9 protein-coding genes are annotated in these 14,035 nt (G+C 70.3%); 4 read left to right on the forward strand and 5 right to left on the reverse strand.

Annotation, left to right across the window (positions count from 1 at the left end; all coding sequences use genetic code 11):
- Window positions 1–143: 143 nt before the first annotated feature.
- Together ACFYPG_RS20720 and ACFYPG_RS20725 are read right to left on the reverse strand one after the other, a co-directional pair.
- Window positions 144–1,529, reverse strand: coding sequence for an endo-1,4-beta-xylanase (locus ACFYPG_RS20720; protein ID WP_387353468.1), 1,386 nt, complete (start codon window positions 1,527–1,529; stop codon window positions 144–146).
- Window positions 1,530–1,869: 340 nt separating this feature from the next.
- The gene (locus tag ACFYPG_RS20725; protein ID WP_387353925.1) at window positions 1,870–3,645 is read right to left on the reverse strand and encodes a family 43 glycosylhydrolase; all 1,776 of its coding nucleotides are present in this window, start codon (window positions 3,643–3,645) and stop codon (window positions 1,870–1,872) included.
- 685 nt (window positions 3,646–4,330) lie between these two features.
- Here ACFYPG_RS20725 and ACFYPG_RS20730 point away from each other — a divergent pair.
- The 3 genes from ACFYPG_RS20730 to ACFYPG_RS20740 all read left to right on the forward strand — a co-directional run bounded on the left by ACFYPG_RS20730 (window position 4,331) and on the right by ACFYPG_RS20740 (window position 8,786).
- On the forward strand, window positions 4,331–6,664 hold the full coding sequence (locus ACFYPG_RS20730; protein ID WP_387353470.1) for a beta-L-arabinofuranosidase domain-containing protein: 2,334 nt from the start codon (window positions 4,331–4,333) through the stop codon (window positions 6,662–6,664).
- A gap of 160 nt (window positions 6,665–6,824) precedes the next feature.
- Complete coding sequence (locus tag ACFYPG_RS20735) at window positions 6,825–7,763, forward strand: SMP-30/gluconolactonase/LRE family protein (protein WP_387353471.1); 939 nt, start codon at window positions 6,825–6,827, stop codon at window positions 7,761–7,763.
- Window positions 7,764–7,898: 135 nt separating this feature from the next.
- Complete coding sequence (locus ACFYPG_RS20740; protein WP_387353473.1) at window positions 7,899–8,786, forward strand: endonuclease/exonuclease/phosphatase family protein; 888 nt, start codon at window positions 7,899–7,901, stop codon at window positions 8,784–8,786.
- 75 nt (window positions 8,787–8,861) lie between these two features.
- Here ACFYPG_RS20740 and ACFYPG_RS20745 read toward each other — a convergent pair whose 3' ends face one another.
- Both ACFYPG_RS20745 and ACFYPG_RS20750 read right to left on the reverse strand, forming a co-directional pair.
- Complete coding sequence (locus ACFYPG_RS20745) at window positions 8,862–9,746, reverse strand: MHYT domain-containing protein (RefSeq protein WP_355007968.1); 885 nt, start codon at window positions 9,744–9,746, stop codon at window positions 8,862–8,864.
- 165 nt (window positions 9,747–9,911) lie between these two features.
- On the reverse strand, window positions 9,912–12,713 hold the full coding sequence (locus ACFYPG_RS20750) for a DEAD/DEAH box helicase (protein WP_355007967.1): 2,802 nt from the start codon (window positions 12,711–12,713) through the stop codon (window positions 9,912–9,914).
- Window positions 12,714–12,799: 86 nt separating this feature from the next.
- On the opposite strand from ACFYPG_RS20750, the gene ACFYPG_RS20755 reads away from it, so the two are divergent.
- The gene (locus ACFYPG_RS20755) at window positions 12,800–13,558 is read left to right on the forward strand and encodes an HAD-IA family hydrolase (protein WP_355007966.1); all 759 of its coding nucleotides are present in this window, start codon (window positions 12,800–12,802) and stop codon (window positions 13,556–13,558) included.
- A gap of 95 nt (window positions 13,559–13,653) precedes the next feature.
- Here the strand turns inward: ACFYPG_RS20755 and ACFYPG_RS20760 are convergent, their stop codons facing one another.
- Window positions 13,654–13,917, reverse strand: a complete 264-nt coding sequence (locus ACFYPG_RS20760) for a hypothetical protein (RefSeq protein WP_387353475.1) — start codon at window positions 13,915–13,917, stop codon at window positions 13,654–13,656.
- Window positions 13,918–14,035: the final 118 nt, after the last annotated feature.

Below are 14,035 nucleotides of genomic sequence, written 5' to 3' on the forward strand. Positions count from 1 at the left end.
CCCGCCCCCGGGGGGGGGCCCCCCCCCGCCCCCGGGGGGGGGGGGGGGGGGGGGGTTACCCCCCCCCCCCCCCGGGGGGGGGGGGGGGGCCCCCGGGCGCCCCCCCCCCCCCCGCCCGACGCTGTGCGGTCAGTCAGTCGTTGTCAGGAGGCGGTGCAGGTGGGCGTGATGCCGGCCCCACTGCCCGTGCCCTGGAAACCGAACTCGGTGACCTGACCCGCGCCGAGGCGGCCGTTGTAGTCCACGTTGGCGAACCGCACAGTGCCGGTCGAGCCACTGGCCGTCGCGCTCCAGGTGTTCGTGACACTGGCACCACTCGCGAGGGTGACACCGACGTTCCACCCGCTCGTGCCGGCGGAGCCGGCGGTCACCTTCACGGTGGCCACGAACCCGCCGTTCCACGAGTTCAGTGACACCGACGCCGAGCAACCCCCGGTGGTCGGCGGCGGGGTCGTGGGCGGCGGGTCGGTGGGCGGGGGCGTCGTCGGCGGCGGGTCGGTCGGCGGCGGCGTGGTGGGGATGGCCGGGCCCGCATTGAGGGCGTTCAGAACGTTGGTGTACGCGGCCTTCTTGTTGCCGTTGCAGTCGAACAGCAGCGCGTTGTCCGAACCACGCCACGAGTCACAGTCCCGCACACCCCACACCGTGATGCCGGTGCAGCGCGAGACGTTCATGCAGGCGCGGGTGACGGCGCCGTAGATGTTGGCCTGGTTGCCGCCGGTCATCACGTCCAGCTCGGTGATCTGGACGTCCACGCCGAGGTCGGCGAACCGCTGCAGGTTGGCCTGGTAGTCACCGGCCAGCGAGGTGCCCAGGTGCGACTGGAAACCCACGCAGTCGATCGGCACGCCACGGGACTTGAAGTCCCGCACCATGTTGTAGATCCCGGTCGACTTCGCGTTGACCCCGTCGGTGTTGTAGTCGTTGTAACACAACTTCGCACCCGGATCCGCCGCCCGCGCCGCCCGGAAGGCCGCCTCGATCCAGTCGTTGCCGGTGCGCTGCAAGTTCGAGTCACGCCGCCCGCCGCTGCCGCCGTCGGCGAACGCCTCGTTCACCACGTCCCAGGCGTAGATCTTCCCGCGGAAGTGCGTCGCCACCTGCGTAACGTGGTTGATCATCGCGCTGCGCAACGCGCTGCCCGACATACCCTGGGCCCAACCCGGCTCCTGCTGGTGCCACAAGAGCGCGTGACCCCGCACGCTCATGCCGTTGGCCTGCGCGTGACTGACCAGACGATCACCACCGGTGTAGCTGAACCGACCCTGCTGCGGCTCGGTGGCGTCCCACTTCATCTCGTTCTCGGCCACGACACTGTTGAACTCACGGTTCAGGATGGTCGTGTAGACGCTGGTGGAGAGCTTGTTCGTCGCGACGGCCGCGCCGAAGTAACGGCCCTTCTCGGCCGCCGAGGCCCGGAGGGTCGTGCCGGCGCTGGCCGTGGAGGTCAGCGTCATCGTCATGCCTGCGGCGAGGGCGCCGGTAACGGCGATGGTCACCGCCGCTCGCAGGGCTCTTCTGTGATTCATGCGGATTCCTTCTCTGTGGTGGTGCAGCGATGGAGACGCACGCCCGGAGCCGCTTCTGCGACACGGGGGGATGTCAGCAACGATCGCCGTCGCGGCAGCGGTGCGGGGAGTCCTGACCCGACGTCCGGCATGCCCTGGGCGGACGTCACGGGTCGAGGTGCCACAGCAGGTTCGCCCGGTGAACCACAGGTGCGGCTGCCCTCAACCATCGACTGTGAGCGATAACATGCCGTTCGTCAAGTCGTAACCAACAGCGCCGGGAAACCTGTCGCTCCGTCACGGTGGTCGGCCGGTCGCCGTGCTGCCGGAGCCGTGCCGAGCACGGCCCCGGCAGCGACAGTCACTGCAACGAGGCGTCGTCGACCAGGAGGCTGTCGGTGCCCTCGGCCGTCTCGACGTAGAAGGTGGCGCTGGTCAGCGTGCCGCTCCACGACACTGTCGTGGTGCCGGTGAGCAGGGTCCAGCCGTTGACGTTCACTCCCACAGCCGGCGTCAGCTGGAGGTAGTTCGTCGTGCCGTTCGCGGTCAGCGACAGTGTCGCCTTCGCCGACGGGGTGCCGCCCTGTGCGCGTACCCAGACGTTCGTGGTGTAGCTCCTGCCGTTGGTGAGCTTGGCGGTCACGTCCTGACCGGGACCGTTCCAGGCACCGGTCCGGCCGGTGATCGACAGCGACCCGCTGCCACCGTGCGCCACGCTCGTGTTGCGGGAGAGCGTGCCGCTGCCGTGCACTCCCCAGCCCGTCGTGCCGTTCTCCACGTCGCCGTTGGTGAGCAGGTTGGTGACGGTGCCGCCGGTACCGCCGAACTGCCACCAGTTGATGTTGAACAGGTTGCCGCTGCCGCCGGCGAAGCGCAGGTAGAGATCATGGGTGCCGGTCGCTCCGCTGATCGCGCAGGTGGTGGTGCTCCAGGTCTGCCAGCCGCCGGTGCCCCCCACGGTGCAGGTGCCCACGGTCGGGCCGTTGGCGCTGTCGAGGCGGACCTCGATCCGCCCGCCGCTGGTGGCCGACGCGACCCGGGCGCTGAACGAGGTCGCACCCGCGCCGAACGCGACACCCTTGACCTTGATGTGGTCGCCGTTCTCGATCCAGCCGACGTTCATCCCGCCCTCGCTGGACACCTCGGTCTCGATCCCCGAGCCCCAGGCGATCGTCTCGGCCTCCTGCCGCACGTACGGGTTCAGGGTGCCCACCTGCGGCGCCCCAGTGGTGGTCATGTTGATTGTCGGGAACATGCCGCTGCTGGTGTAGGTGAACTTCTCCACCGCTACCGAACGGGTGTAACCGCTACCACCGGGCAACGCCCCGTTGTGATAGAAGAAATACGAACCGCCCTGGAAGTCGATCACACCCGCGTGATTGGTGAAACTTGCTCCCTGCCGCGGCATGATCGTTCCCCGATATGTCCACGGCCCCGTCGGTCCCGTAGCCGTGGAGTACGCGATGAATTCGGAGCAGCATTCCGCCGCGAACACGTTGTAGTACAACCCGTTGCGTTTGAACACCCACGGCCCCTCCTCGTACAGCGTCGGCCGACTCGCATTACCGTTACGGGTACCGAACCCCGCGGTCGTGAGTGGAATGCGTGTCGCGCTGCCGGAGAACGAAATCATGTCCGGGTTCAACTTCACGTACCACAGACCCGGGTTCCCCCAGTACAGGTACGCCTGCCCGTCGTCGTCGACAAAGACGGTCGGGTCGATCTCGTTGTTGCCGACAAGCGGCCGGCCGAGCGCGTCGCGGAACGGCCCGGTCGGGCTGTCCGCCACACCGACGCCGATGACCATCTGCCCGTTGGAGCGCTGACGCACCGGCACGTACCAGTAGAACTTTCCGTTACGCGCGATAACCTGCCCGGCCCACGCGTTGGCGTCCGCCCACGCGAACGTCGCCAGATTCATCGGCGAGCCGTGATCGGTCCAGTTCACCATGTCGGCGGACGAGTACACCCGCCATTCGCGCATGGTGAAGTAGGTGGATCCGTCCTCGTCGTGTCCGGTGTAGAGGTAGACCCGACCGTTGTGCACCATCGGCGCCGGGTCGGCGGTGTAGATGTTCTGGACGATGGGGTTGTCGGCCCTGGCCGTACCCGGGATCAGTGCGAGGAGGCAGGCCATGCTGGCCAGCCAGGCGACGGCTCGCCTGGTCCGGCGAGCGGCCCGGGTTGCGGTTCGATCCTTCACGTTCACGATTACTCCCACAGAGAGTGCGCGGTGCTTGACGGGGGGAGCCACCGCTGTGGTGGCCGCTCGAACGGGCTTGTGGTTCGCGCGCCGGGAAGCACGACCGGCGGCCGTGTTAGCGCTAACAGCTTTTCGCCAATGCCTCCCTCCCCTATCTGGCCTGGATTTTTTCGTGGCGCTGGATGACCGTCGTAACCCCATCGCAGCATTGAGGTATCAACGTGGACATCGAAGATTTACGATGCACGGTACTGAGCGACCGGACGGGCGTCAACGGAGGGGAAGCCACCGGCAACGGTCACTCACCGCAACGCTTCGATGATCGCGAGCCCGGTGGATGTCCGTTTCGGACCACAACCGCCACCGGACCGGACGACCACGGGCCAGGTCGTCGCGAAAATGGGTCGACCAGACACTCCGGGGGTTGCGGGCGTGTTAACGACGAACTATGTTAGCGATCACATCGATGTGCCGCGATAAGCGCAGGGGTGGGCACCCGGCGTCCACGGCGACCCACGTCCCACCCACCACACCGCACCCGGCGTCGGCCCCTTTTGCCGCCGACGACCCACCGCCATCGATGGCGGCCCCGACGTACCCGGCCACCTGGAGGTTCCCCATGCCATCCCTGCCCCTCAGCCGCCGCCACCTGCTTCAGGCCGCCGGAGCCACCGTGGTGGTCTCCGCGACCGGCGTCGCCGTCTCCCCCGCAAGCGCGTCCGCCGCCATCGTGCCCCCGGCCCGGTCCGACATCGGCGTCTCGGCGTACGGATTCGACCCGGGCCAGGTACGACTCACCGCCGGTCGTTGGATGGACAACCAGACACGAACGCTGAACTACCTGCGGTTCGTCGACGTCGACCGGATGCTCTACAACTTCCGCGCCAACCACCGGCTGTCCACGAACGGCGCCGCCACCAACGGGGGCTGGGACGCGCCGAACTTCCCGTTCCGGACCCACATGCAGGGTCACTTCCTGAGCGCCTGGGCGTACGCGTACGCGGTGCTGGGCGACACCACCTGCCGGGACAAGGCGAACTACATGGTCGCCGAGCTGGCCAAGTGCCAGGCGAACAACGGTGCCGCCGGATTCGGCGCGGGTTACCTCTCCGGCTTTCCGGAGTCCGACTTCACCGCGCTGGAGGCACGGACGCTGTCCAACGGCAACGTGCCCTACTACTGCATCCACAAGACCCTCGCCGGTCTCCTCGACGTCTGGCGTTACATCGGCAACACGCAGGCCCGTACGGTGCTGCTGGCCCTCGCCGGCTGGGTCGACACCCGGACGGCCCGGCTGAGCTCCAGCCAGATGCAATCGATGCTGGGCACCGAGTTCGGTGGCATGAACGACGTGCTCGCCGACATCTACCAGCAGACCGGCGACTCCCGGTGGCTCGCCACCGCCCAGCGGTTCGACCACGCCGCCGTGTTCAATCCCCTGGCCGCCAACCAGGACCAGCTCAACGGGCTGCACGCCAACACGCAGGTGCCCAAGTGGATCGGCGCCGCCCGGGAGTACAAGGCCACCGGGACCACCCGTTACCGGGACATCGCCAGCAACGCGTGGCGCATCACCGTGGGCGCGCACACCTACGCCATCGGCGGCAACAGCCAGGCGGAGCACTTCCGGGCACCGAACGCCATCGCCGGCTACCTCAGCAACGACACCTGCGAGCAGTGCAACACGCACAACATGCTCAAACTGACCCGGGAGCTGTGGCTGCTCGACCCGAGCCGGGCGGACTACTTCGACTTCTACGAGCGCGCGCTGATCAACCACCTGATCGGCGGGCAGAACCCGGCCGACAGCCACGGCCACATCACCTACTTCACCCCGCTGCGGCCGGGCGGTCGTCGGGGCGTGGGCCCGGCGTGGGGTGGCGGCACCTGGAGCACCGACTACAACTCGTTCTGGTGCTGCCAGGGCACCGGCCTGGAAATCAACACGAGGTTGATGGACTCCATCTACTTCTACAACGGGACCACGCTGAGTGTGAACCTGTTCGCGCCGTCGGTGCTGGACTGGACGCAACGCGGCATCACTGTCACCCAGAGCACCAACTTCCCGGTCAGTGACACCAGCACCCTCACCCTCAGTGGCTCGATGAGCGGCTCGTGGAGCATCCGGGTGCGGATCCCGTCCTGGACCAGCGGCGCGACGATCGCCGTCAACGGCACTGTGGAGAACGTGGCCACCACCCCGGGCAGCTACGCCACTGTCACGCGCACCTGGGCCGCAGGTGACACCATCACCGTTCGGCTGCCGATGCAGGTCGCCGTCCGGGCCGCCAACGACAACGCCACCATCGGCGCGATCATGTACGGCCCGGCGGTGCTGGCCGGCAACTACGGCAACACGGCGCTGAGCGCCCCGCCGACCATCACCGTCTCCTCGATCACCCGGACCAGCACCAGCTCACTCGCGTTCTCCGCGAGCGCCAACGGGTCCACAGTGAACCTCGGCCCCTTCCACGACGCCCACGGCTTCAACTACACGGTCTACTGGAACACCAGCGGAAGCGGCGGCACCGGCGGCAGCTACCGACTGGTCAACGTCGGCACCGGGCTGGTCCTCGGTATCCAGAACATGTCCACCGCCGACGGTGGCCTGGCCGTGCAGTGGAGCGACAGCGGCACCGCGGACCACAACTGGGTGGTCATCACCGACGGCAACGCCGTCCGGTTCCGCAACGTCAACAGCGGCAAGGTCCTGGGCGTGGAGAACATGTCCACCGCCGACAACGCCCGGGTCCTCCAGTGGGCCGACAACGGCACCGCCGATCACCGGTGGATCCTGGTGGACAACGGCGACGGCACCTACAAGATCCGCAACGTCAACAGCAACAAGCTGCTCGGAATCCTGAACGGGTCGACCGCCTGGGGAGCGCAGGCCGTGCAGGATCCGGACAACGGCAGCGCGGACAACCGGTGGAGGCTGGTCCGCAACGCCTGACCTCCGCCCCGCTCGACGGGCTCACCGGCGCGGTCACCCGAAGGCCGCGCCGGTGACGCCGGGCGGGCGCCCGCCAGCGGCCGTACAGTGGGGAGGGTCCTGGCCCCAGTGAACGTGGCGGACGTGCCGGCTCGTGCCGCTTCCGCCCGGAAGGAGCACAGTGAACCGCCCCCTCCGCACCACGCTCGGCGGTGCGTTGACCGCTGTCATGCTGGTCACCGTCGCCGTCGCACCGGCGCAGGCGCACCCCGCAGGGCGCCCGCCGGCCGTCCTCGCCCTCCCCGACGGGTTCCAGCCCGAGGGCATCGCCACCGCCGGCCGGTACGCCTACTTCGGCTCCCGCGCCACCGGTGCCATCCAGCGCGTCGACCTGGTCACCGGCCGGGGCACGACGATCGGCGCGGCCACCGGCACGCCGTCGCTCGGCCTCAAGGTCGACACACGTGGCAGGCTCTTCGTCTCCGGTGGCACGGCTGGCGACGCTCGCGTGCTCGACACCCGTACCGGCAAGGTGCTGGCCCGCTACCAGTTCGCCACCGCCCCGACGTTCGTCAACGACGTCGTGCTGACCCGCGACGCGGCATACTTCACCGACTCGAACCGGCCGGTGCTCTACCGGCTGCCGCTCGGTCGCGGTGGCGCGCTGCCGCCCGCCGACGCCTTCACCACGATCGCGCTGACCGGCGCGTACGAGCAGGTCGGCACGGGGGTGAACCTCAACGGCATCGCCACCACACCCGACGGCCGGGCGTTGATCGTCGTCCAGTCCTCCACCGGCACGCTGTACCGTGTCGACCCGGCGACCGGGGCGAGCACCGTCGTGGACGTGCCGGGCCACACCTTCACCAACGGCGACGGGCTTCTCCTGCTCGGCCGCACCCTTTACGTCGTGCAGAACCGCCTCAACCAGATCGCGGTGGTCCGGCTGAACCACGCCGGCACCGCCGGAGCGCTGACCGGCACCATCACCGATCCGCACTTCGACGTACCCACCACCGTGGCCGAGGCGCTGGGCCGGCTCTACCTGCCCAACGCCCGGTTCACCACACCGCCGACCCCCACCACGCCCTACACGGCGGTCGCGGTCCGCGCCCACTGAGCGACCCGAGGGGGCACCCGCCGCACGGGTGCCCCCTCGGCCCACCGCTCCTGGGATCTCGATCGTCGATTCGGCCGCCAGTAGGATCACTGGCACCTCGGCGACGACTGTCGCCTCGTGCACCCCGGAGTTTGTGTGGCCGCCCGTCCGTACCGGTTCCTGCGCCGAACCCTGGCCGTGGGCTGCATCCTCGCCGCCGCCGCACTGCCCGCCAACCCGCAGGCCGCACCGCCGGTCGCACCGCCGGCCGCGCCCACCGGCGTCGCGCAGCCCACGGTCCTGCGGATGCTGCAGATGAACCTCTGCAACAGTGGCCTCGCCGGCTGCTACACCGGCCGCGCGATGGCCAGGGCCGCGGAGGTGATCACCGCCGAGGCGCCCGACCTGGTCACCCTCAACGAGATCTGCGCGGGCGACCTGCCGGCCCTGCGCCGGGTGTTCCAAACCGTCCATCCTGGCCAGCGCGTGGTGGCCGCGTTCCAGGCAGCCGGCGACCGCCCGAGCGGCGACGACACCCGCTGCCGCAACGGCCAACGGTTCGGCATCGGGTTACTGGCCCACCTGCGGACGCCGGGCACACCGAGCACCGTGTACGCCGGAACCCATCCCACGCAGGACCTCGCGGACCCCGAGGAACGCGCCTGGCTCTGCGTCGACGTCGACCGCGCCCTGCTCGCCTGCACCACGCACCTGTCGGCCAGCGGCGGCTACCGCGTCGCGCTCGCGCAGTGCGAGCACCTGCTCGGCACCATCCTGCCGACGATCAGCCGCGACGCCGGGTACGAGCCGACCGTGCTCGGCGGCGACCTCAACCTGCGCGCCGGCCCCGACCGCGACGTGCGGTCCTGCATCCCACCTGGCCATCAGCGGGTCGACGATGGCCGACTGCAACACGTCACGTCGACCGCCGACATCACCCTCTGCTGTCGCAGCCAGGTGCCCATGGACGGGACGACCGACCACCCCGGGCTGCTGGTCACCCTCACGATCAACAGCAGCCGTCCCGTCCGGCGGCCGGCCTGATCCGCCTCCGTCCGGGCACGGGACGGCCGGATCCCCGAGGTCGCCGGCAACGCGGCGCGGGCCGGCCGCACGGCGTCAGCGCGGCGGCGTGTCCCGGCGGGACGGGAACGGGGTGCCGGGCTGGCCGAGGGTGGAGCGGGCGCGCAACCCGACCGGGTCGGGGGCAGGGGTGGGCGCCGGGGCCGGCGGCTCCGAGAGCCGCAGCCCGTTCAGGTACGCGGTGGCGGCCCGGTCGTCGTCGGTCGGAGCGGCGAGCAGCGCGTAGAGCAGACCGACCACCCCGAAGATCACCGCCAGCACGATCGGCACCAGCAGGGTGCTCACCCCGGCGCCGGTCACCTCGCCCGCCCGCTCGTGGCGGTGCACCGACAGGGCGCTCATGCCGGTGAAGTGCATCCCGTTGACGGCGATCCCCATGACCAGCGCGGAGGCGAAGATCGCCAAGCCCCGCCGGACGGTCATCGCGAGCCACAGCGCGACGGTGGACGCCACCACGGCGATGACCACCGAGAGCACGACCCGGACCGTGTCGTAGCCGAGGGTGCCGTTGAGGCGCATGGCGGCCATGCCGGTGTAGTGCATGGAGGCCACGCCGACGCCGGTGAAGACACCGCCGGCGATCAGTCGTACCGGGTTCAGCCGGCCGGTGCCCACGATGGCCAGGCCGATACCGACCGCCACCACGGCGATGACCGTGCTGGCCGCGGTCAGCGGCACGTCGTAGCGGATCCGGGTGTTCTCGACGGCGAAGCCGAGCATGGCCATGAAGTGCATCGCCCAGATGGCGGTGCCGCCCAGCGCCCAGGCCGACAGCAGACCCCACCACGCCCGCTGGCCGTTCGTCCGGGCCGTACGGATGCGCCCGGCGCAGACCAGGCCGAGGATCGAGCCGAGCACGGACAGCGCGTAACTCAACGCGGGCGTGATCCACCCGTACTCAAAGTGATTGATTTCCGCCACGGCGGCTTTCTCCCCATTCGTTACCGATGCGTCAACAAGACGCCCCGGCAATGATCAGGGGTGCTTTGATCAGGCGCAATAGGCCCCCCGGGCTATTCGAGGGGTGCCGTTCAGGTAACCGTCCGCTGCGTCGATTTACCCGACAGAAGTTACTGGGTGTAACTATCACGCTGACGTGTGGTACGCGAGAACGCCTCGATTGACGGCCGCTATAGCCTGTCGAGCTGTCGACCGCAGCTCCGTTGCGGCACCACCCGAGTCGGCAATCTGACCGAGCAGATCGACGACCTGTCGGGCCCACCGGACGAAGTCACCGGCGGGCATCTCACCATCGATCTCGTGACCGCTGCCGAGCACCTTCGCCAGCGCCTCCCCCCGGGCCCACCGGTAGACGGGCCAGGCGAAACCGAGATCCGGCTCCCGGGTCGCCGTCAGCCCTCGCGCAGCCTCGTCGGCCTCGATCTCCCCCCACAGCTTCAGCGTCTCGTCCACCGCGTCGGCCACCGGCCCGCGCGGCAGCGACGCCCTCTCGTCGACATCGCGGCGCGCCTCGAACACCACCACCGACACCGCCGCGGCCAGCTCGGCCGGGGACAGCCCGTTCCACACCCCCCGGCGCAGGCACTCGGCGACCAGCAGGTCCGCCTCGGTCCAGATCCGGCCCAGCATCCGACCGGCGTCGGTGACCGCGCCGTCGCGGGCGAGGTAGCCACGCTCCGTCAGCAGCGCCACGATCCGGTCGAACGTTCGCGCGAGGGACCCGGTACGACCACTGACTCGCTCGCGCAGCTCCTCGGTGTCGCGCTCCAGCCGCCGACGCCGCTCCGCCCAGCGGGCGTGATCCTCGCGCTCCGGGCAGGCGTGGCAGGGGTGGTGACGCAGCTCGCTGCGGAGCTGGGTGATCTGGTGGTCCTCGCCGGTCGCCTCCCGGGAACGGCCCCCGCGTCGGCCCGCGTGCCGATCCAGGCCGGTGCCGCTGACCTCGGCGGCGAGATCCCGCCGGGCGCCCGGGGACCGGTGGTTGAAGTGTTTGGGCACCCGGATCCGGGCCAACACCTCGGCCGGAGTGGTGAAGTCGCCGGGGCTGACCCGCCCGGCCCAACGGTCCTGGGTGAGCACCAACGGACGGGGCTCACCGAACCCACCGGTCGCCGGGTCCAACACCACGGCCAGCCCAGCCCGCCGGCCCGACGGCACCCGGATCACGTCGCCGACCCGCAGCCGCTCCAGCGAGGCCACCGCGGCGGCCTTGCGCTGGGTCTGCCCCTGCCGGGCGATCGCCTTCTCCCGATCGGCGATCGCCACCCGCAGCGCGAAGTACTCGTCGAAGTCGCCGTGGTGGCAGGCCGCCTCCGCGCCGTACGCCTCGATGGTCTCGGTGTTGCGCTGCACCTGCCGGGCCAGGCCGACCACCGACCGGTCCGCCTGGAACTGGGCGAACGAGGACTCCAGCAGCGCCCGGGCCGGCTCCGCGCCGACCGTCCCGACCAGGTTCACCGCCATGTTGTACGACGGCCGGAAGCTGGAGCGCAGCGGATAGGTGCGGGTGGACGCGAGCCCGGCCACGTGCCGTGGGTCGGTCTCCGGGGACCACACCACGACGGCGTGCCCCTCCACATCGATGCCTCGGCGGCCGGCACGCCCGGTGAGCTGGGTGTACTCCCCCGGGGTCAGGTCGACGTGCGCCTCGCCGTTGTACTTGACCAGCCGTTCAAGCACCACGCAGCGCGCCGGCATGTTGATGCCCAACGCCAGCGTCTCGGTGGCGAAGACCGCCTTGACCAGGCCGCGGACGAACAGCTCCTCGACGACCTCCTTGAACACCGGCAGCATGCCGGCGTGGTGGGCGGCCAGGCCGCGTTCCAGGCCGTCGAGCCACTCCCAGTAGCCCAGGACCGACAGGTCCTCGCCGGGAATGGCGGTGACCCGCGACTCGACGACCCGGCGGATCTCGGCCCGTTCCTCCGCCGAGGTGAGCCGCAGCCCGGCGGCGAGGCACTGCTGCACCGCGGCGGCGCAACCGGCCCGGCTGAAGATGAACAGGATCGCCGGTAGCAGACCCTCCCGGTCCAGCCGGTCGACGATGTCCGGGCGCAACGGGCCACGCCAACGCGGGCCGCGCCGGCCGGCGCCGGGTCCGGCGCTGCGCCCCTCACCCAACTCCAGCCGCCGCGCGGTCTCCCGGGTGTAGCGCAGCAATTCCGGGTGCACGTCGTGCTTGCGGGCGGCGTCGGAGTCGTGGAACAGGTCGAACATCCGCTTGCCGACCAGCATGTGCTGCCACAACGGCACCGGCCGGTGCTCACTGACCACCACGGCGGTCTCGCCGCGCACGGTGACCAGCCAGTCGGCGAACTCCTCGGCGTTGGAGACCGTCGCCGACAACGAGACCAGGGTTACCGAAGCCGGCAGGTGGATGATCACCTCTTCCCAGACCCCACCGCGGAACCGGTCAGCCAGGTAGTGCACCTCGTCCATCACCACGTACGCGAGGCCCTGGAGGGTGCTGGAGCCCGCGTAGAGCATGTTGCGCAGCACCTCGGTGGTCATCACCACCACCGGCGCGTCGCCGTTGATCGCGTTGTCGCCGGTCAGCAGGCCGACCTGCTCGGCGCCGTACCGGGCGACCAGGTCGTGGTACTTCTGGTTGGACAGCGCCTTGATCGGGGTGGTGTAGAAGCACTTGCGTCGCACCGGTGGGGTCGTCGCGTCGGCGGCGGGCGCCGGGTCGTCGGGTCGACCCCGCAACGCGAGGTGGACGGCGAACTCCCCGACCACCGTCTTACCGGCGCCGGTGGGAGCGCAGACCAGCACACCGCTGCCCCGCTCCAGCGACTGGCACGCCTCCCGCTGGAAGTCGTCGAGGTCGAACCCCAACTCGAGGGCGAACTCGTCCAGCGCCGGAAACTGTGCGGCTTGTGCGGCCTTGCGGCGCGCCGCTGCGTACCGCTCGGCGGGGCTCGACATGGCACCAAGATTAGTGCGTGCCGCGTCATGTCACCCCACAAGGCCGTCCGGAGGCGCGGTCGGGGGCGGTCGGTAGGGTGCACGGCGTGCCGGACCATGCCGAACCGCCCCAGACCAGTCCGCCGGGCACCACCGAGCGCCGGGCGTCCCGACGCCCTGTCAAGGCGGTGCTCTTCGACTTCCACGGCACCCTGGCTCAGGTGGAGGACCCCCAGCGGTGGGTGTCGGAGGCCGCGGCGTCGTGCGGCGTCACACTGGACCGCGTCCGCGCCACCTCGCTGGCCGACCGACTGCTCACCGCCGGCCGCGCCGGCGGGCCACTGCCGGCACGGGTGCCGCCCCGACTCGCCGAACTGTGGGCCGACCGGGACCTCTACCAACACGCCCACCGGGGCGCGTACACCGGCCTGGCCGAGACCGTCGACGCCGGCATCGACGGCTTTGCCGACGCGCTCTACGAGCGGCTGCTGACCACCGAGGGCTGGCTGCCGTACACCGACACCGCCCCCACGCTGACCGCGTTACGCGATGCCGGGGTGCCGGTGGCGGTGGTCAGCAACATCGGCTTCGACCTGCGGCCACATTTCGACGCCTGGGGGCTGACCGACCTGGTCGGCGCGTTCGTGCTCTCGTACGAGGTGGGGCGCTGCAAACCCGACCCGGCGATCTTCTGGCGTGCCTGCGGCATGCTGGGCGTCGACCCGGAGCAGACCCTGATGGTCGGTGACACCCCGGCGGACGCGGGCGCGGTGGCCGCCGGCTGCTCGGCGCTGGTGCTCCCGGCAGCCGAGCCAGGCCGGGAGAACGGGCTGGGCGCGGTGCTCGACCTCGCCCTGCCAGGCTGACCGGCGGTGTGTGTGCCGTCAGTCGGCAATGTGAATCACCGGTAGCTGGCCATCGCCGTACCGAGCCTCCCCGGTGAGGATCGAAGCGTCGTGGCTCACGCGGCCGGTTGTTCGGTCGTCGCGGCGGCGGTTCCCAGCGCGTGCTGGCGGGCCAGTTCACGAAGGGCGCTGCGGCGCTCCGGCGACCGGTCGGCCTCCACTGCCGCCCGGCGGGCGCGAGCCTCGGCCACACCCTGCTCGGTGATCGGGATGCCCTGGTGGGCCAGCTCCGCGTCCAGGGCGTCCAGCCGCATCCGGTCGCGGACAGCCTGGGTGATGTAGGCGCTGGCGTTGGACTCCCGCTCCAGGCGCTCAGCCACGTCCGGCGACACAGAGATCGATAGTTTCCGCATCGCGCTCGTCATACCAGGGACCGTACGTCGGTAGCACCGTGTCGGCGAACACCACCGCTGTGTCGGCGGGTGGATGCCGCCGCAG

This window comes from Micromonospora sp. NPDC005553 (assembly GCF_042871765.1).
GTDB lineage: Bacteria > Actinomycetota > Actinomycetes > Mycobacteriales > Micromonosporaceae > Micromonospora.